Origin of the sequence: Vibrio sp. D3 (genome assembly GCF_043995865.1) — a bacterium.
In the GTDB taxonomy this organism is placed as follows: domain Bacteria; phylum Pseudomonadota; class Gammaproteobacteria; order Enterobacterales; family Vibrionaceae; genus Vibrio; species Vibrio diabolicus.
This window is the reverse complement of the sequence record NZ_CP171887.1, coordinates 1,285,985-1,305,319: the sequence shown is the minus strand read 5'-3', so window position 1 is coordinate 1,305,319 and position 19,335 is coordinate 1,285,985. Positions and strand designations below refer to the sequence as shown.

At 45.2% G+C, this 19,335-nt stretch carries 14 protein-coding genes; 4 read left to right on the top strand and 10 right to left on the bottom strand.

Annotated elements, in window-relative coordinates:
* The first annotated feature begins 41 nt into the window (after positions 1-41).
* Complete coding sequence (locus ACHFJ9_RS14075) at positions 42-896, top strand: MurR/RpiR family transcriptional regulator (RefSeq protein ID WP_005378021.1); 855 nt, start codon at positions 42-44, stop codon at positions 894-896.
* A 77-nt stretch (positions 897-973) separates the two neighbouring features.
* On the opposite strand, the gene ACHFJ9_RS14070 is transcribed toward ACHFJ9_RS14075, so the two are convergent.
* Entirely contained in the window at positions 974-2,218 is a 1,245-nt protein-coding gene (locus ACHFJ9_RS14070; RefSeq protein WP_065645318.1) for an iron-containing alcohol dehydrogenase, read from the bottom strand.
* A 377-nt stretch (positions 2,219-2,595) separates the two neighbouring features.
* Here ACHFJ9_RS14070 and ACHFJ9_RS14065 point away from each other — a divergent pair, with 377 nt between their 5' ends.
* Entirely contained in the window at positions 2,596-2,862 is a 267-nt protein-coding gene (locus tag ACHFJ9_RS14065; protein WP_005378026.1) for a GrxA family glutaredoxin, read from the top strand.
* 174 nt (positions 2,863-3,036) lie between these two features.
* The gene (locus ACHFJ9_RS14060; protein ID WP_006742623.1) at positions 3,037-4,719 is read left to right on the top strand and encodes an aspartate:alanine antiporter; all 1,683 of its coding nucleotides are present in this window, start codon (positions 3,037-3,039) and stop codon (positions 4,717-4,719) included.
* A gap of 76 nt (positions 4,720-4,795) precedes the next feature.
* Here ACHFJ9_RS14060 and fabV read toward each other — a convergent pair whose 3' ends face one another.
* The 8 genes from fabV to ACHFJ9_RS14020 form a co-directional block, all read right to left on the bottom strand.
* Entirely contained in the window at positions 4,796-5,998 is a 1,203-nt protein-coding gene (fabV, locus tag ACHFJ9_RS14055; protein ID WP_006742624.1) for an enoyl-ACP reductase FabV, read from the bottom strand.
* A 174-nt stretch (positions 5,999-6,172) separates the two neighbouring features.
* Positions 6,173-8,455, bottom strand: coding sequence for an acyl-CoA dehydrogenase (locus tag ACHFJ9_RS14050; RefSeq protein WP_199803878.1), 2,283 nt, complete (start codon positions 8,453-8,455; stop codon positions 6,173-6,175).
* 62 nt (positions 8,456-8,517) lie between these two features.
* Positions 8,518-9,162: a TetR/AcrR family transcriptional regulator gene (locus ACHFJ9_RS14045; protein WP_005393225.1), complete on the bottom strand. Its 645-nt coding sequence runs from the start codon at positions 9,160-9,162 to the stop codon at positions 8,518-8,520.
* Between the two features lie 725 nt (positions 9,163-9,887).
* Entirely contained in the window at positions 9,888-11,039 is a 1,152-nt protein-coding gene (nhaA, locus tag ACHFJ9_RS14040) for a Na+/H+ antiporter NhaA (protein ID WP_395357187.1), read from the bottom strand.
* Between the two features lie 329 nt (positions 11,040-11,368).
* Complete coding sequence (locus tag ACHFJ9_RS14035; protein ID WP_258680832.1) at positions 11,369-12,493, bottom strand: lipocalin-like domain-containing protein; 1,125 nt, start codon at positions 12,491-12,493, stop codon at positions 11,369-11,371.
* Entirely contained in the window at positions 12,493-14,946 is a 2,454-nt protein-coding gene (locus ACHFJ9_RS14030; protein ID WP_368848875.1) for an FtsX-like permease family protein, read from the bottom strand. Before ACHFJ9_RS14030 ends, ACHFJ9_RS14035 begins: the two co-directional genes overlap by 1 nt.
* Complete coding sequence (locus tag ACHFJ9_RS14025) at positions 14,927-15,598, bottom strand: ABC transporter ATP-binding protein (protein WP_395357184.1); 672 nt, start codon at positions 15,596-15,598, stop codon at positions 14,927-14,929. Before ACHFJ9_RS14025 ends, ACHFJ9_RS14030 begins: the two co-directional genes overlap by 20 nt.
* A 187-nt stretch (positions 15,599-15,785) precedes the next feature.
* Positions 15,786-17,162, bottom strand: coding sequence for an MATE family efflux transporter (locus tag ACHFJ9_RS14020; protein ID WP_395357182.1), 1,377 nt, complete (start codon positions 17,160-17,162; stop codon positions 15,786-15,788).
* A gap of 95 nt (positions 17,163-17,257) precedes the next feature.
* On the opposite strand from ACHFJ9_RS14020, the gene ACHFJ9_RS14015 reads away from it, so the two are divergent.
* Positions 17,258-18,736: a DUF2867 domain-containing protein gene (locus ACHFJ9_RS14015; protein ID WP_394623310.1), complete on the top strand. Its 1,479-nt coding sequence runs from the start codon at positions 17,258-17,260 to the stop codon at positions 18,734-18,736.
* On the opposite strand, the gene ACHFJ9_RS14010 is transcribed toward ACHFJ9_RS14015, so the two are convergent.
* On the bottom strand, positions 18,693-19,277 hold the full coding sequence (locus tag ACHFJ9_RS14010) for a NapC/NirT family cytochrome c (protein ID WP_065645324.1): 585 nt from the start codon (positions 19,275-19,277) through the stop codon (positions 18,693-18,695). The genes ACHFJ9_RS14015 and ACHFJ9_RS14010 overlap by 44 nt on opposite strands.
* Between the last annotated feature and the right edge of the window lie 58 nt (positions 19,278-19,335).

The window sequence follows — 19,335 nt, the reverse complement described above, 5'->3', positions numbered from 1 at the left end:
AACAGAGCCAGCGAGTTGTTCTCTATACCCTCGTGAACACTATGAATACATTAGAAAAAATTCAAAAAAACCTGGAGAATTTCAGTAAGTCAGAGCGCAAAGTTGCGGAAGTAATTATGGCGTCTCCACAAACTGCAATTCATTCAAGCATTGCAACGTTGGCTAAAATGGCTGATGTTAGTGAGCCCACTGTAAACCGCTTCTGTCGTCGTCTGGACACCAAGGGCTTTCCAGATTTTAAGCTTCACTTGGCACAGAGCCTAGCCAACGGTACCCCTTACGTTAACCGTAACGTGGAAGAAGACGATGGCCCAGACGCGTACACCCATAAGATTTTCGAATCGACCATGGCGTGTTTAGATGTCGCGAAAAACAGCCTAGATCCAATGCAAGTGAACCGTGCGGTCGATTTGCTAACGCAAGCGAAGCGCATTTCATTCTTTGGCCTTGGTGCATCATCTTCTGTAGCCCGAGACGCACAAAACAAGTTTATTCGCTTTAACATTCCAATTACTTGTTTTGAAGACATTGTCATGCAGCGCATGAGTTGTATTAACTGCAGTGATAATGATGTTGTGGTTCTTATTTCTCACACAGGTCGAACGAAGAGTCAGGTCGAAATAGCAAACCTTGCTCGTGAAAACGGCGCGACGGTCATTGCGATAACAGCAAAGGACTCACCGCTAGAAAAGGCAAGTTCACTCGCTATTACGCTTGATATTCCTGAAGATACCGACGTTTATATGCCAATGGCGAGTCGAGTTGTACAGATGACGGTGATTGATGTACTGGCAACTGGCTTCACACTCCGCCGTGGTACAGGTTTCCGTGAGAACCTAAAACGCGTAAAAGATGCGTTGAAAGACAGTCGCTATGACAAACTAAGTCAGTACTAAGTCCTGCTGTTTAGTGAAAGATTTAATAAAGGGGAGCTCAACGCTCCCCTTTTTTCAATGTGCTTTAGATCAATACATCAACCCAAGTCGTTCACACTCGATAAGTCCGTTCTTGATTCAAGCACTTCTACAGAGCTCACGTGTTGTGTGCTCTCTGCCACACACTCTCCACTGCAATCACAGACTTGCTGCAATATGTATATCAAACGTTCCTGATTAAGGGGTAGCGGGTTGCCTTTGATCGCCATCGACTTAAGCGCATCGTTCGCCACTTGTTCAAAAGAAGTTTGGCATACTCCGAATTGGCCAAGTAACGGCAACGCTAACTTATCTAACACCATATTTACCCAAAGAACCCCATCGTGCTCATTCGCGTTCGCACGATCGGTAACCAGTTGGGCAAGTTTACGATAACGATTTATCACATCATTCCTACCAGCGAGCTTCGCGGCGTTAATATTTTCCTGCATCACGTGCGGTGCAAGACGCGCCGTGATCACGCTGTGGGGAGCATCTAACTTACCTCCTAACGCCGACGCAAGCCCATGCGCAGCACCTAATTTGGCATTAGTAATGGCCATGCCACCGAGCAACGCAGCGAATGATAAATCCGAGCGAGCCTTATGATTATCTTGCTTACAAGCAGCAATCACTGAACGGCTTAAACGACGAAGTCCCTCTTCGCACACCATATCTGTAAGAGGGTTTGGCTCACCACACACATACGCTTCCATCAAATGAGTGAACGCATCCATCGCGCCACGCCCGGATGTGTATTGATCGGTTCCATAAGTGAGCGTCGGATCCACAATGGCAACGTCTGCCAGCATATCAGGGCTTCGAAGACTCACTTTCACTTTATCTTGTCCAGACTTCAACACCGCATTTCGAGTCACCTCTGAGCCCGTGCTTGCTGTCGTAGGAATTGCAATAAAATGAAGAGGTTTTGCCTTTAATGGTACGTTTCTTCCTACCACTTCGACGTAATCGTAAACATTGCCTTGATTAGGAATAATAGCGGCTAGGGCTTTACCCATATCGATGACACTGCCACCGCCAATAGCAATCACCATATCAGGCTGGAATTTTCTACCGAGTACCGCGGTCTCTTCTACCATTGTGATATAAGGTTCGCCATTGATTGCTACGTGTTGGTAACGCATATTTTGAGCTTTAAGGTAGTTAATGATGGGCGTGGCTCGTTGGGTGTCCTTCCCGGTGACCAGCAAAACACTGTAGCCAAATTGGTTGATAACGGATAATGAAGACTGAAGTGCACCTTCACCAAATATAATCCTTGTTGCAGTCATAAACTGAAACATACACATCCTCCCAAAATAATATACCCAAATAACCTCTTGCCCTCTGATTTAACACTTATGTAAGAGTTGAAGTCATTTGCGTATAGCCAGATTAGATTGCTATGTTTTTGAATAAAAAAAATTGACCAATTCCACCTTGCCATCATTAACCCCTTAAAATGTATGTTTTTTATGCGTCACTTCACATACTTTAGAGCCATAGAATAAGGGAGCGCGTTTAGTTTTTATTCGATAGATTTCACCTATAGAACCAAGAGGTAATTGCCGCTTTATTTCCGTATCTGGATCGGGCATAGTTACTGCAACAAAAGAGAGCGCACTCAGCCGCTATGTTTTGTACGCTTTCAAAAAAGAATAGATTTAGGAGAAATAAGATTATGTTCGTTGTTATCTTTGGTCGCCCTGCATGTCCTTTCTGTGTTCGTGCAAAAGAACACGCAGAAACGCTAAAAGCGAAGCGTGACGACTTCAACTACCGTTACGTTGATATCCATGCTGAAGGCATTTCTAAAGCAGATCTTGAGAAAACAGTTGGTAAACCAGTTGAAACTGTTCCTCAAATCTTTATCGACCAAGAGCACATCGGTGGCTGCGACGAGTTCGAAGCATACGCGAAAGAGCACCTAGGTCTATTTGACGAGTAATCAAGACAGTTTTTAAGAAAGCCGCTTCACGCGGCTTTTTTATTATTTTTCAGTTGGTTATTACCTTACGTCAACTAATGGTAAAACCTAAAAAAATTCACTTATCTTTTTGCTATATTTAGTTACAATTCGCAATTCTTAATCTTTTTGGCACACACTTTACCGAGCCACACAGTGAACATAGACGTCGTATACCTTCTTGAGCAAAACCCTATCCTTCTAATCTTCGTCGTATTAGCCATTGGCCTTGCCATCGGAAAAATCCGATTTGGCAAATTACAACTAGGCAACTCCATAGGCGTTCTAATTACCTCGTTGGTAATGGGTCACCTTGGCTTCTCATTCAATGCAGAAGCATTAACCATTGGCTTTATGCTGTTTATTTATTGCGTTGGCATTGAAGCTGGACCAAACTTTTTTGGCATATTCTTCAGAGATGGTAAGCATTACTTTATCTTAAGTATGACCGTTCTCGTGTCCGCAGTCAGCTTAACGTATGGCTTGAGCCACTATTTCGGCCTCGATTTTGGCTTGTCAGCCGGTATGATGGCTGGCGCGTTGACAGCAACACCTGTACTGGTTGGTGCACAAGACGCTCTTAACTCTGGCCTTGCGACTATACCGCGCAATATGGATTTTTCTTTGGTATTAGAAAATCTATCCGTGGGTTACGCGATGGCTTATCTGGTCGGCTTAATTAGCATGATCATGTTCGCGAAGCTATTGCCAAAACTACAGAAGCAGAACCTGTCTGATTCTGCGCAGCAAATTGCTCAAGAACGTGGCCTTGGAAATTCAAGCCAAAGAAAAGTGTACTTACCGATTATTCGTGCTTACCGAGTCGGTCCAGAATTGATTGACTGGACTGACGGCAAGAACTTGCGTGAACTAGGCATTTATCGTCAAACTGGCTGTTACATTGAGCGAATCCGCCGTAACGGTATTCTCGCCCATCCAGATGGTGATGCTATTTTGCAAGAAGGTGATGAAATTGCACTGGTTGGCTTCCCTGATAGCCATGCTCGCTTGGATCCTAGCTTCCGCAACGGTAAAGAAGTATTTGATCGTAACTTGCTTGATTTGCGCATCGTTGAAGAAGAAATTGTCGTAAAAAGTGACGCTATCGCAGGCAAGCGTTTATCTGATTTAAACTTATCTGAGTTTGGCTGTTTCTTAAACCGCGTGGTACGTGCGCAAATAGAAATGCCGATGGATTTAGACATTGTGCTCGCTAAAGGTGACGTCCTTCAGGTGAGCGGCGAGAAAAGCCGAGTACATGGACTCGCGGAAAAAATCGGTTTCATCTCGATCCACAGTCAAATGGCCGATTTACTCGCTTTTTGCAGCTTCTTTATTCTGGGTATTCTGTTTGGCCTCATCACGATGACATTCGGCCAGGTTTCGTTCAGCTTGGGTAACGCGGTAGGTCTTTTGTTATCTGGTATTACACTTGGTTTCTTACGAGCAAATCACCCTACTTTCGGCTATGTCCCGCAGGGGGCGCTGAATATGGTCAAAGATTTGGGTTTGATGTTCTTTATGGTGGGAATAGGTCTAAGTGCAGGCGGAAAGATGTTCGAGCACTTGACTCAAGTTGGTCCAAAAGTGATTGGTTTAGCATTCATTGTTAGTGTTGTGCCTGTGGTATTGGCCTATTTAGTGGGCGCACACATACTCAAGATGAACCGTGCCCTGCTCTTCGGTGCCATTATTGGTGCCCGAACTTGTGCCCCAGCTATGGATGTCGTCAACGACTACGCTAAATCCACCATCCCAGCTCTTGGCTATGCGGGTACCTATGCGATTGCCAATATTCTGATGACGTTGGCAGGTACAATCCTGATAATATTAAGTTAATAACTTTGACTGATGAAAGCAAAAAAGGCGCTCAATGAGCGCCTTTTGTATATCGGTTGTCTAATCAGTCATTCGATTAGATTTGGATAAAATCAGCTTCAACCGCTGGATTTACATCCGCTTCGTAATCTACGCCTTCAACACCGAAACCAAATAGTTTCAAGAACTCTTCTTTGTACTCTACGTAGTCAGTCAGTTCTTTTAGGTTCTCAGTCGTAATTTGAGGCCATAGCTCACGACAGTGCTGCTGAATGTCGTCACGAAGTTCCCAGTCATCCAGACGTAGACGGTTCATCTCATCCACTTCTGCTGCGCTACCATCTTCTTTGTACAGACGTTGGCTGAACATACGGTAGATTTGTTCCATACAGCCTTCGTGTACGCCTTCTTCGCGCATTTTCTTGAATACCATTGCAATGTACAGTGGCATAACAGGAATTGCGGAACTTGCCTGAGTTACAACAGATTTAAGTACAGCAACATTTGCACTGCCGCCTGTCGCTGCTAACTTGTCGTTTAGCGCTTTCGCCGCACGATCTAGGTCCATTTTCGCTTTACCTAGTGCGCCATCCCAGTAGATTGGCCAAGTTAGCTCAGTACCAATGTAGCTGTACGCGACTGTCTTACAGCCTTCAGCAAGAACACCAGCATCAGACAGTGCATTAATCCAAAGTTCCCAGTCTTCACCGCCCATAACGGTTACTGTGTCTTTGATTTCTTCTTCTGTTGCAGGCTCAACACTTGCTTCGATGATCACATCTTTGTTGGTATCAACGGCAGTTGATGTGTAAGTTTCACCAATAGGCTTAAGCGCTGAACGAACTAGCTCGCCAGTTTCTGGCATTTTACGTACTGGGGAAGCCAGTGAGTAAACCACCATATCGATCTGACCTAAATCTTCTTTGATCAGTTCGATAGTTTTCTGTTTCGCTTCATTTGAGAAAGCGTCGCCGTTTAGGCTTTTTGCGTACAGGCCTTCTTCACGCGCTAGCTTTTCAAAAGCAGCTGCATTGTAGAAGCCTGCCGTACCTGGTTTCTTCTCAGTACCTTCTTTTTCGAAGAAAACACCGATAGTTGATGCACCGCCACCAAATGCCGCAGCGATACGAGAAGATAGACCGTAGCCACTTGATGCACCGACAACAAGAACGCGCTTAGGTGCGTTTTTGATTGGGCCTTGCGCTTTAGTGTACGCAATTTGTTCTTTTACGTTAGCTTCACAACCAACAGGGTGCGTTGTAGTACAGATAAATCCACGAATTCTAGGTTTGATGATCATATTCAACTTCCTTTAAAAAACCTTGTTAGGATAAAAGTTTCGTCGGGATTTCGCATCTAATTTCTGTAAAAATACTCTGAAAAGGCAAGTGGTTGGAGCACTATCCCAACATCCACTCAGCAAGAACACAAAAAAGCACCTCATTGAGGTGCTTTTCGTAGTATTAACGGTTTACTATGCCGCCGGGTTCAAATGCGACTTTTTTGGGCAATCGGTTCGTACTTCAGAAAAGTCATGACTAAAGTGGTCAACTTGAATCGCCTTGTAACGCAATTTGTCTGCCGCCATGATTTGGTCAATTTCTTGCTCAGTTAACACGCCTGCTTCAAATGCTTGCTGCAGACGGTCGTGTAGCAGACCTTTACGAGCCACTTTCCCATCCTTCGCCGCCTTCATAAGCTTACGCTCTAATGGTTTGATTTCGTACATTGCGAGGAAGGCATTCTCCATTAAGCCTACGCTGTCGTCGTCGGATTTTCCGATGTAGCAAAGATGCGTGAGTCGATCACGTTGTGCTCCTGGCGTCATCATCGCTTCCGCCAGATTCACACACAGTTCATCGCTTGGCTTATTGAAATGATTGCCAAGTGGGAACAATAACCCTTTCAGCACACCGCCAACGTATTTCACAGGGAAGTTGGTATAAGCCTCATTTAATGACTTAGATGCGTTATACAAACAATGTTGCACGGCGTAGTGGACAAAATCTAGATCGCCTTGTTGACGTCCTTCATCTTCATACTTTTTCAGTGCGGCAGACGCCATATATAGATAACTTAAGCCATCACCCAGACGTGCGGAAATCATTTCTTTACGCTTCAAATCACCGCCTAGTGTTAACATCGCGAAGTCAGCACTAACGGCAAGCGCTCGGCTTAATCTTGTGATTTCTTTATAGTACTGCTGTGTTGGGCCACTCATGTGCGCTTTTACAAACCGAGAACCAGTTAGCGCCGCGCCAAATGCACCAAATGTATTGCCTAACGCATGTTTGATGTGTTTAAAGAGCAAGTTGTCAAATTCTTTCGCCCCTTGTTCAGAATCTGGATTCGCCGCGGCTTCCATTTCTTTCAGTACATATGGGTGACAACGAGTCGCACCTTGACCAAATATCATCAGGTTACGAGTCAGAATATTCGCGCCTTCAACAGTGATCGCAACTGGGATACCGAGGTAGTGTTTAGCAAGATAGTTCATTGGGCCATCTTGAATCGCACGACCTGCATGAATATCAAACGAATCATTTAGAATAGTACGCGCAATTTCCGTCATGTGGTACTTGGCAATCGCGGTTACAATCCCAGGTTTTTCTTTCATATCGAGAGAAGTCGTCGTCAGCGTACGTGTCGCTTCTAGTAGGTAAGTAAGACCACCAATGCGCCCCATTGCTTCTGCGACACCTTCAAACTTACCGATCGACATACCAAACTGTTTACGCACGTAAGCATAAGCACCGGTTGTACGTGTAGTAAGATGACCAATCGCTGTGCCAAGCGCTGGGAGAGAGATACCACGACCAGCAGAAAGACACTCAACCAACATACGCCAACCTTTACCTGCGTAATCAGCGCCACCGATCAACCAGTCCATAGGGATGAAGACATCTTCACCACGAGTCGGACCATTCATAAATGCAGAACCCAGAGGATCATGGCGCTCGCCTATCTCGACACCTTCATGGTCAGCGGGGATCAGCGCACATGTGATTCCAACCTCTTTCTTATCACCAAGTAGCCCTTCTGGATCCTGTAGCTTAAATGCTAATCCGAGCACTGTCGCCACTGGCGCAAGTGTGATGTAGCGTTTATTCCAGCTAACTCGCACGCCAAGCACTTCTTTGCCTTCGTGAGTGCCATAACAAACTACGCCCTGATCTGGTATACCACCGGCGTCAGATCCCGCTTCAGGCCCTGTTAATGCAAAACAAGGAATGTCGGTACCATCAGCTAAACGAGGCAACCAGTAATCTTTTTGCTCTTGCGTGCCATAGTGCGATAAAAGCTCACCTGGACCAAGAGAGTTCGGTACCATTACCGATACAGCGGTGCTGATGCTACGAGTCGCAATACGAGAAACAATGGTTGAGTTCGCTAAAGCGGAAAATTCACGACCACCATACGCTTTTGAAATAATCAGTGAGAAAAATCGCTCTTTACGTAAGTACTCCCATACTTCAGGCGGTAAATCCCTGTCCTCTTTGACAATCTTCTGGTCATCAAGCATTTCTAGCAGGGTTTCAAGCTCATTATCCATAAATGACTGCTCTTCTGCTGTCAGTGTCGGCGTTGGATAATGGTGCAATGTAGTGAAGTTAGGCTTGCCTGAAAATAGTTCGGCATCCCACCACACACTACCCGCTTCCATCGCCTCTTTCTCGGTGCTAGAGAGAGGTGGCAATACTTTTTTGAACACTTTAAAAGCTGGGTCACTAATCCATTTTCTTCGTAGAGAGCTCATAGTTCAGATCCTTTTGTTCACGTAACCGCTCTGGGCATAATTTTATTATTGGTTTAACTTTCTTATTTGTCTTGTGCCAACTGCTTCGCTGACATTCCTGCTGACAAATAAGGAATCAGCAAATCGACGACAGATTTCACATCGACTTCCTTTTCAAATTTACTTTCAGCAAGCTCCGAAAGAGCCTGGCTTGAAGCCATCGTAAATACGCAGGTACCTAGCGTGAAGTGCAGTCGCCAAAACAGTTGCTCCTCACATAGTTCCGGGTTTGCCTTCATTATCGAGAAGGTGAAGAGGTTAAGTACCTCTTCATATCGAGTGGTGATGAACCAACGCAGATGACCTTGTACGTCTGTGTAACCACGGCCAATTAACAACATGAATAATGCAGTACCATTGGGGCGCACATCATTTAATGTACGCAAAGGTAAACGCAATGACTCAAAGACGTCGTCCATGTCGTAGCTATCACGCGTATTTAACTCAATTAGTGAGGTTTTAATGCTCGGCATGAGCGCTTCTAGGTATCTATCTAAAACCGCTCTAACTAGCGTTTTTTTATCGCCAAAGTGATAATTTACCGATGCTAAGTTGACGTTCGCTTTACCTGTTATCGTTCTTAGCGAAGTATCATTAAAACCATGTTCAGCAAAGAGTCCTTCTGCGACATCGAGTATTTTTTCTTTTGTTGATGTTCTCGGGGCCATTTTAATCACTCGTATTAAACAACTGTTTGAAAATATACTCCTGAAACTTTAGATTAACAAATGATTAACATCACACTTTCACCAATTGGTCTGACCAGAACTTAGAAGGTGTGATCTAATCTTTTGAATTTAAGTCTAATAAGCAAATGATGCTCGCCTGAAGAAAATGACCAAGTTTCGCAAACCATCGTATTTGAAACGCTAGCAATGTCGTTAGGCGGTCGGAGCAGGAGGTGCTGGTTTGAAATGCAATTTAAGTTTATAGCTACTATAGAAAAGAGAGCTATCGAGTTTCAAACCGCCATTAAGTTGGTTACGCTGTTCGCCTCTTCTCTTACTTCTTTACGATACAAGCGGGCAGAAAGAATTAAATCGAATTTTTTTTGAAAAAAAATGGAACTGTTTGGAAAAGGCTCGGTCTGAATAAATGTAACAACTAGGGCATTTTAAGTTTCACTGGCCGTCAAACTTGTTTCCATCTAATTGTTACGTTGCTGCTTTTTTCTTATTAACTCCTATGTTTGTATCCGCCCAGTCAAATTTTCGGCTGGGCTTTTTTTCGCCCGCAGATCTACCAACCTATCTTTTTCGATGATTCCGTTCATCTCCATGGTCTAGACATCCGCTCAATACGAAAGTGTCGCTATTAAGTCGCTGATGTACTGAACTATGGGTATAAAAAAGCCTCCCGATTGGGAGGCTTTACAAAATAGCGCATTTTTATCTTACGCTTGCGCTTTCTTAGGCAAAGAAAAGTGCAGCAAGGCATAGCCAAGTAATGCTGCTGTCGTCGAACCCATTAAGATACCGAGTCGAGCATAGGTATCAAATTCAGGACTTACATTTCCGAACGCTAAAGAGGAAATGAAGATAGACATTGTAAAGCCAATACCACACAACACAGATACCGCAAAGATATGCTTGAAGTTAACGCCTTCAGGTAACTTAGCAACGCCCATTTTTACCGCTGCCCAGCTAAAGGTAAAGATACCTAGAGGCTTACCAACCAGTAGACCCAAAGCAATACCGAGTGGCAGCATTGAAGTTAGACCTGACATCGATACGCCTTCTAACGAAATCCCCGCATTGGCAAATGCGAATAGAGGCAGAATACCAAATGCCACGTATGGGTGAAGCGCGTGCTCCATATGTTTAAGTGGAGAATATTCGCCCTGCTTTCCCTTTAGTGGGATAGCAAAACCAATCACTACACCTGCCAATGTTGCGTGAACACCAGATTTAAGCACCGCGAACCATAAGATCGCACCGACGATCATGTATGGCGTAAGTTTTGTTACTTCCTTCGCATTCAACATGAATAGGACACCAGTCATGATGAAACCAACAAGCAACGCCATGGTCGACAGGTCACCGGTGTAAAATAGCGCGATAATAACAACCACACCTAAATCATCGATGATAGCAAGCGCCAGCAAGAACACTTTTAGGCTTACTGGTACACGCTTACCTAATAACGCCATGATACCTAAAGCAAAAGCGATATCTGTCGCCGCTGGAATTGCCCAACCAGAAATCGCCTCAGGATCGTTGGCATTAAAGGCTACGTAAATAAGAGCAGGAGCTAACATACCGCCAACCGCTGCAATCGCAGGGAAAATTGCGGTTTCTTTTGATTTTAACGCACCTTCAAGCAGCTCTCGCTTAACTTCAAGGCCAATGAGTAAGAAGAAAACAGCCATTAGGCCGTCATTAATCCAGTGAGAAACTGACATACCAAATACATAAGTATGCAGTACAGATTGATAAGTTTCGCCCAGCGGTGAGTTAGCAATGGTCATCGCAATTGCCGCGGCAATCACGAGAAGAATACCACCAGCTGATTCCATTTTGAAAAAGTCACGAATGACATCGTTCATGGTTTCGTCCTTATATTTATTATCTTAATAAACGATTAACAAAGAATGATAAGAGTGTATAGCGGTCGAAAACTTTAGAATAATCGCTTCTTCAGAGTATAAACTTCGATTTTTCCGATATGAAGTTTACTATACATCGTATTTTCCAACATAACACTCAATTTTGATCACAGCGCGTACTTGTTGTTATCGCGCCAAATGTTTATCAAGATTATGAGAAAATCAGCATAACATGGCATGTACTGTCATGATAACCCCATACTTTTGAGAAAAATTCAGGAAGTTTCATCCACTAAAAAACCACCCATTGGGGTGGCTTTTATCAGAATTTAATAACCAGTGAGCTGCATAAAGCCCCAAGCCTCGTTGGAGCCAGAAGCTAAGGTAGGACCTTCCCAATACGGTATAACAAAAGGAAGCCACATATCTGATTTGATAATACGAGTGGTCAAGTTAATTTGATGCTTTGGAATATTAATAATCCACTGCAAAGGCAGCCTTCTTCCATTTGATAAACTGGTCACTTGCATTGGTTTAATACTGATATCATCGTCTGAGAGATTGATGACTTTACCTGAGCGTGTGGACAAGGTGCCAAACACATGCGGTGTTTGTCCATGGTGGCGGTAGCGGCTGACTGTCAGTGCTCGACCATCATCTAAATTGAATACAAACCAATCCCACCCCTGTTGCCCTTCACCAATTAAGCCACTGCCCCACTCTTTCTGAGCCCAAGCAGAGCCAGCAACAGAGAAGCGTTTGCCATTAATGTTCAAACTCCCTTTCACCTTTAAAAATGGCGCACTAAAACTGAAAGAGGCAACAGATTGCAACGCGTGTTTAACCTGAAAACCTTTGTCTCCATTCACGACAAAGGGGCCATTTGTCATAGTATTAAGATCTAAACCAAACGTATCGGTAGTCACATTCAAGTTACCAGGGAAAGGCGTTGCACCAAGTGAACGCCACGTCCAATTATCAATCCATAACCTGAAAGGACGATTAGTCATGCCAGCTTGGCCTATCCCGCCTCTCGCTACACGTTGCTCTTTCCAGACGTGCGAACCATGGCTAACGACAACATGTGAAATATATAGTTGAGGGTTTTGCCATCCGCTGGTTTCTCGCTCATCCGTCGCGACCCTGAAGTAGCTCCATTGAACGTTGTATATTTTCCCTTGTTCATCTTTCAGTTTCGCAAAGTAGTGCCACCATTCATGTTGGTACTCGGGATGAAAGCGAAAGTCTGACGGTAAAGAGACATGCTCGTCAGGTAATACAGGTTCGAAAATCGTTTGATTTTCACGCGTTAGAATAGAATTAAGCTCGCTTTCTTGTGTCGCTGTCGCTTCCAACCAAAAAGTTGAGTAAAAAGCAGCCCCGGTCAAAAAGGCAAACGTAATAACAATCATCGTTGAAACTAACAAGCGTTTTTTAGAGCCCACTTTTTTCATTACAACGCATCCCTTAATGACTTCATTGGCGTACTCTTAATCATTCTAATAACTGGCAATGCGCCAGCAATCATGATGGCAAGCATCGCCCAAGCAATAGTTTGAGCGTATTCCCAAGGGATCGTTTGAAGCTCCAGAGACCAGCCGAATGATTGCTTAATGATAATATCAACGATCAAGTGTGCAAGTGCCAGACCAAGTGGCACCGCAATAATCGCGGAAATGGCCCCGAAGACAAACAACTGCAAACCACCTAATGCGACAAGTTCCTTTCCGGATACCCCCATACATCTCAGCAAAGAGAAGTGCCGCTGCCGCGACAACTCGCCCGCCAATGTCGCGAAGAATAAACCAAACACAGCAATAATCAGTGTGATGTTGCCCAAGGTTCCTGCAATAGCGAAGGTATGATCAAATACCCTCATTGCCTGACTATAAATATTACCATTATCAAACACACGGTCTTGCGGGAGGCGGAATACATTTTCTAAGCGATTTTTCAGCCCCTCCCCATTAACGCTATCTTTTAACACTACACCAAGGCCAACATTGCCCGTCCCTGCAAATGCATACAGCCAATTCCGGTGCGACACCATCACCTGGTTATACGGGTTTCCATAATCGTAATAAACACCAACGACTTGCCAGTCTCCACCCAGTGGTTCCTGCAAGTTAATGAAGTCTCCTGGGCGAATATCCAACTTCAAGGCCATCGATTCACTCACCATCAAGCTCTTGGTCGCGTGCAGTTGATACCAGTAATTCGGGACACCTAGTTTTACCGTCAGTGCATCTAGCTCACCTTCAGAAGAGCCTGTACTCACCACTTGCAAAGCACCATGTTCGGTTGGCATATCTTTTTCCCAACGCCACCAAACCGAGTTGACTTCTGGTTGGTTTTGCAGCCACGCACTCATCCGAGCTGCTGAGTTATTTGTCGGATAGATATAAATATCCGCTGCTAATCGCTGGCTGAGCCATTTATCGGTTGTATCCCTAAAACTGCCTACCATCGTTTCTACGCCGATATTTGCCGCCAGTGCCAACATAAACGCCATTGTTGCCACACCGCGATAACTCATGCTTGCAGCCGCATCGGCAAAAAACCAACGTACACGTACCCAACGCATGGTGTAAGAAAAGCTCTGGAACATATGCCACATAATAAATGGCATAAACAAGGCCACACTAACCAACATCAGCGCAATAATGGCAAAGCCAGTTTCTTGTGTTTTCGGTGCTTGATACACTGCGATTGCCGCGACACAAAACGCACACGCAGCAAGAGCCTGCCAAGAGAACTCACGCCCTGCAAATCGCATTAATGACAGTCGAGAAGATAGACGAATTGGCTGTGACTTCAACAAACGAATCAATGGCCACAAACACGATATTAATGCGCCCATCGCTGCCATGATCAGACTATATAAGCTGGACTGCCAAGACCATCCTATTGTTAAGCCTACGTTGGCATCGTATAAATCGCTCAGGCTCGATGAGACTGCAGGGATCAGTTCATTTGCCAAGATCAAACCAAAAAAGTTACCACACGCCCACGCAATAAAGACGAGCAACGATAACTCTAACAACAATGCTTGAGCCAACTGCGTTCCGTTGACCCCCGTCTGTCTCAAAATACCCACCAAACGTTGTCGCTGAATAAATGACAAAGACATCGCTTGATAAAAAATAAACAACCCGACCAAAAATGACAGCATCCCCATCGCAGTGAGATTCATGTGGAATGCGTTAGTTAACGACTCAAGCTCCGTACGCGTATTCCTAACGAGCGTCATGCCATTGGGAAGCATGTTTTTCAGTGCTATTAGTTTTTCCTCTGGCATTTCACCACAAGAAATCGCAGATAAACCTGAGCTCCGCTTGAGCATACGCAACAACGATATATCAGTAACCAGCCGAGTCCCTGAGAGCATTTTGTTTTTATCGACTTGAATCGGTCCGAGACGACTTCCGTCATTCATCTCAATAAAGTCCCCATCCTGCCAACTCATGTAAGCGGCCAAATCTTGACTGACTAGAATGGGATAAGGAGGTTTCATTAATGATAAAACGGGCATCTCACCCAAAGATTTGCCTTGCTGCAATGGAATCATCGCGACAGGATCAATCCCCACCAGCATCAAGCTCATATCGGTTTTAGCATCTAGATGCAGCACGTCAAACGGCGCACATTGGTTAAACCCAGCTCGACGCAACTGGATGTAGAAACCTTGAGGGATTTTATTGGCAGAGTGTTTAGTTCGGATTCGGTATGGCAAAGGATTGGAGAAAAGCTTTTCTCCTGTCGCATAACTTTGTTTTGCATGCTGGTTGATAGAAGTAACACCAACAAGAAGGGACACGCCTAAGGTTAACCCTAGCCAGACAAGAATAATTTGTAGTGGGTAACGACGGTAATGACCGAGTAGTGCCTTAACTACGGGCCATAACATGCAGTTGCCCTCCTTGAAGTCGAATCTTACCTTCCATATGGGCCGCCACTTTTTCACTGTGTGTCACCAACAATAAAGTGCATTCCAGTTGGCGAGCGAGACTCGTCAATAAGCGCATTACCGCTTCTGCGTTTCGCTCGTCTAGGCTACCAGTTGGCTCATCAGCGAGTAGAATTTTAGGTTCCATATAGAGTGCACGAGCAATAGCAGCACGTTGTTGCTGACCACCAGATACTTCTTCCGGGTAGCGGCCTAGCAGAGGCATTAAATCCAGAGCAGAAAGAATTTGACGCCACAACTCTTTATCTTCTGGCAAGCCTTTTAACTGACGACAAAAACGAATATTGTCGGCAATATTGAGCGTAGGAAGCAGGTTGAACTGTTGGAAGATATTACCAATATTGTTGCGGCGATAAAGGGTTCTCAAATGCTCTGGCGCATCATGCATGGCAAAATTTGGAAACTGAACTTCACCAGAGTCTGCAGTATCCAGTCCGGCAATTAAGTTCAGCAAAGTACTTTTACCCGAACCACTTTCTCCCATCAGAGCGACTTGGTCACCTTGCTGTAATGTTAATTCTGCCCCTTGTAATACAGGGTGAAATTCTCCCCCGTCTACATAGCCTTTACATAGGTCTGACAGTTTTAACATTGATTATGCCGCTCGGATGGTATTTAAAAATTGGGATCAGAATCTACACTAAAATCCTGTTAGTAGAAAGTATTTTGAATGCTTGATCACACTATGAGAGTACAAATGCAACTCGATTCACTTTCTGTTCCTAATTTTGTTGACGTATTGAGCAGATTTTTGCAGCTGCAGTAAACGCTATTTACCTCTATTGACCGATAAGGTTTTTCATCCATTTTCGGCTCACCATTCTTGGCAAACAAATCGTCCATTTCACAACTTCCTCGGTCAAAAAGAGTAAGTAAACCCATTGTGGCTCCCAACCGAGCTGAATCGCTGCAAATGCCGCGAGTGGAATCCCGATCACCCACTGCGCAAGAATGTCTTGATACAAACAAAACTTCACGTCACCACCCGCACGTAATACCCCAACAATGACCATCATCGGCACCGAGCGTAATACGACACCTAAAGCAAGAATCACCATAAACTGTTCAGCTAACTGGCGAGTATCCGCTGTCAGTGCACTAAACGCATTAAGGATCCATTGATTGGACACTATCAATACAACAGCGACCACAAATGCGATAAACACATTCAAAATGACCGTAGCCCAAGCTTGGTAATACACAGGTTCAAAGTTTTTCGCGCCGAGTTGGTTACCCACTAAAACCGCAGCTGCATTCGATAGGCCAATCATCATAGCGAGAGCGATTGACTCAACGGGCGTCATCACCGACAACGCTGCCAAACCTTGCACACCCGCTTGCCCCATGATGGCATGGTAAGCGAACAATCCACCAGCCCATGCCAAAAAGTTAAACGTGGTCGGTAAGGAAAGGCTCAAGAAACGCGTTATTTTGTCTACAACCAAACCTGCGCGTATATCATCCCAACCAAATGCAATTATGTGTTTCTTCAGCCATAAATAGCCAAATAGACAACCGACTTCGATAGCGCCACTGATAACCGTTGCAATGGCTGCCCCTGTAATCCCTAAAGCAGGAAAACCTAAGTGACCAAAAATTAACACCCAGTTGAGGAAAACATTAGACAGAATGCCTATACCACTAAAAAATGTGCTCAGCCCCGGTTGGTGCATCGCTCTCAACCCCACCGACATACTAGCGACACACGCAACAGCAAACATGCTAACGGATGAAATAATTAGATAGCTGGCCCCTAACCCAATCACTTCTTGTGAGTCTGTCGTCAGTTTCATGACTGGCTGTGGGAAAATAACAAACAAAGCAACGGCAATGGCGGCAAACACCATGGCTATCATCCATGTTAAAGCGGTACTGCGACGTACCCCGACTTTATCGCCTGCCCCCCAATATTGTGCGGTCAGTAATGCACCACCCGTCGTCACCCCAACTAACATGATGGTAGTAACAAACGTCGCGCGCGCCGCTACCCCAACAGCGGCTATTTCAGCCTCACCAAGTTGGCCGAGCATAAGCACATCGACGAGGCTTCGGCTAGAAAACATCATGCTTTGCAGTGTAATTGGTAGCGCGATCGCGAATAAGCGACGTAAGAATGCTTTATCTGCATGTATTGAGAGTTGAGAGAGAAAAGTCACAAGCGCTCCAACGACAACTTATTGATAGAATGGGAAAAGTGTCTCATGATTATACTCTGTGGTGTTTATTCCACCAACGATTAAAAGGACAGATAATGAAAAAGGTGTTGGTGCTAGGCGCCTCGGGTTACATTGGTTCTCAACTTCTTCCGTTACTCTTAGATAAAGGTTACGCCGTCACGGCCGCAGCGCGACATATCGATTATTTGGAGTCAAGGACTCGGCCCCATCCTAATTTAACGTTGCGGTATCTGGACCTAGCCGACGCAGAAGCCACGCTCGCTGTGGTGAACGATTTTGACTTGGTATTTTTCCTAGTACACGGAATGGCACAAGGCGATGACTTTGTTGAATACGAACTAAACCTTGCTTTGAACTTTAAATACGCATTGGAGCAAAGCCGTGTCAAACATGTCATTTATTTAAGTGCCATCCAACCGCAAACCGGAAACTCGCGCCATTTAGCCGCTCGCAAAGCAACGGGCAAAATTATCCGACAGTCTGGCGTTCCAGTAACTGAATTGCGTGCTGGCGTCATCATTGGCCCCGGCTCCGCGGCTTTCGAGATCATGCGAGATTTTGTCTACAACTTACCTATTTTGATCGCGCCTAAATGGGTCGACTCAAAAGCCAACCCTATTGCCCTACCCAACCTCAATCACTATTTATTGCAGTTGGCCGAAGCATCACCCCCAGAAGAAAGCCAAATTTATGAAGTTGGTGGGCCAGATACACTCAGCTACCGCGAGCAGTTTAAAGTCATTTGCCGAATCACCAACAAGCCTTATCGGCTGTGGTCGACACCGTTGCTTACCCCCAAAATGGCATCGTACTGGCTCGGCTTGGTCACCTCTGTACCAGCAAACATCGGCAAAGCATTACTCGCGGGGTTAGAGCATGACTACATTGCCGATTCCAAAGCGATTGAAGCACGATTTCCGCAAACGCTGATCAGCTACGAGCAAGCGGTATCCGATACCATCCAAGATGAAGGCACGTTTGTGCGCAGTAATGTTTGGGGCTTTGAGCCAGCGGCACTTCGTCGATGGCAACCGGGGTATGGCTACTACCCTAAACAAGCCGGTGCGAGCATAAAAACTCAAGCCTCCGCTGCGGCATTATGGAAAGTGGCTCAAAAAATCGGGAGTCGTGAAAAAGGCTATTACTTTGCCAACATTTTGTGGCGCACACGCGAATGGCTCGACATCTTTTTTGGTGGCGGGAAACCGATTCGCGTTTCTCCTCCGGGGCCGGAGCTCAAAGTCGGCGATTATATTGACTCTTGGAAAGTGATTCGCTGCGAAGAAAATCAGTTCCTCTCACTGTTTTTTGGGATGAAAGGCCCAGGGCTTGGACGTTTAGAAATTACCATCAAAGACCATGGTGATGAACGAGAACTGGATATCACCGCTTGGTGGCACCCACAGGGGTTTCTCGGGCTGCTTTACTGGTTTGCCATGATGCCAGCCCATCTATTCATATTCAAAGGCATGGTCAAAGCCATCGCGAAAGAAGCCGAAAGTATCAGTATTACTCCTCAGGTGGGACAGTCTCTGGAGAATCTAGAGAAATAGGTAGGTGATGAGCAATCCCCGCATGGCAATCAATGCACGATTGCTCTCGACTTTCCATCATTTGATGTCGACGCGCAACGGTTCGTCCTTGCGCTTCGAAATCCATCTTGTCAACGGAATGGCAATATCGACACTGTTTTGATTTATTCTCGATAAACTGCTGTGTGACTTCAGCAGCCAACCTCGGACGATGCTTCGCCTCGAAGTTCTCTAACGTAATTTCTCCAGTCAGTTTGTGATAGATGTCGGCTGTAGCGACGATTTTCAATGCGATTTTAGCAAAAAACTCCCTAGGGACATGGCAATCACTGCACGTAGCGGCAACCACACCCTGAGCATTTTTGAAGTGTGGAGATGCTTGGTACTCCTCAACTATCGTATCCATCCCAATATGGCAACTGTAACAAAACTCGTTGCGATTGGTGTAATCCATACCAAAGTGAAAAACACTGAGGGCCGCCCCACCAAAGATAAACGCCAATAAGCCACCAATTGGTATGCCGAGCATCCATTTTCTGTTTGGTTTACGCCATAAACTCATTGGTGTTCATCCCAAAGCAGCGCTAGCGATAACTCGCATAGTATTCTACGAGCGCGTT

Bases quoted from the DNA above. Each gene is read 5' to 3' on its own strand.
- ACHFJ9_RS14015 (WP_394623310.1), top strand. From the start codon at position 17,258: ATGAAAAAGGTGTTGGTGCTAGGCGCCTCGGGTTACATTGGTTCTCAA.
- ACHFJ9_RS14030 (WP_368848875.1), bottom strand. From the start codon at position 14,946: ATGTTATGGCCCGTAGTTAAGGCACTACTCGGTCATTACCGTCGTTAC.
- fabV (WP_006742624.1), bottom strand. From the start codon at position 5,998: ATGATCATCAAACCTAGAATTCGTGGATTTATCTGTACTACAACGCAC.
- ACHFJ9_RS14070 (WP_065645318.1), bottom strand. From the start codon at position 2,218: ATGTTTCAGTTTATGACTGCAACAAGGATTATATTTGGTGAAGGTGCA.
- ACHFJ9_RS14045 (WP_005393225.1), bottom strand. From the start codon at position 9,162: ATGGCCCCGAGAACATCAACAAAAGAAAAAATACTCGATGTCGCAGAA.
- nhaA (WP_395357187.1), bottom strand. From the start codon at position 11,039: ATGAACGATGTCATTCGTGACTTTTTCAAAATGGAATCAGCTGGTGGT.
- ACHFJ9_RS14025 (WP_395357184.1), bottom strand. From the start codon at position 15,598: ATGTTAAAACTGTCAGACCTATGTAAAGGCTATGTAGACGGGGGAGAA.
- ACHFJ9_RS14035 (WP_258680832.1), bottom strand. From the start codon at position 12,493: ATGAAAAAAGTGGGCTCTAAAAAACGCTTGTTAGTTTCAACGATGATT.
- ACHFJ9_RS14010 (WP_065645324.1), bottom strand. From the start codon at position 19,277: ATGAGTTTATGGCGTAAACCAAACAGAAAATGGATGCTCGGCATACCA.
- ACHFJ9_RS14075 (WP_005378021.1), top strand. From the start codon at position 42: ATGAATACATTAGAAAAAATTCAAAAAAACCTGGAGAATTTCAGTAAG.
- ACHFJ9_RS14050 (WP_199803878.1), bottom strand. From the start codon at position 8,455: ATGAGCTCTCTACGAAGAAAATGGATTAGTGACCCAGCTTTTAAAGTG.
- ACHFJ9_RS14065 (WP_005378026.1), top strand. From the start codon at position 2,596: ATGTTCGTTGTTATCTTTGGTCGCCCTGCATGTCCTTTCTGTGTTCGT.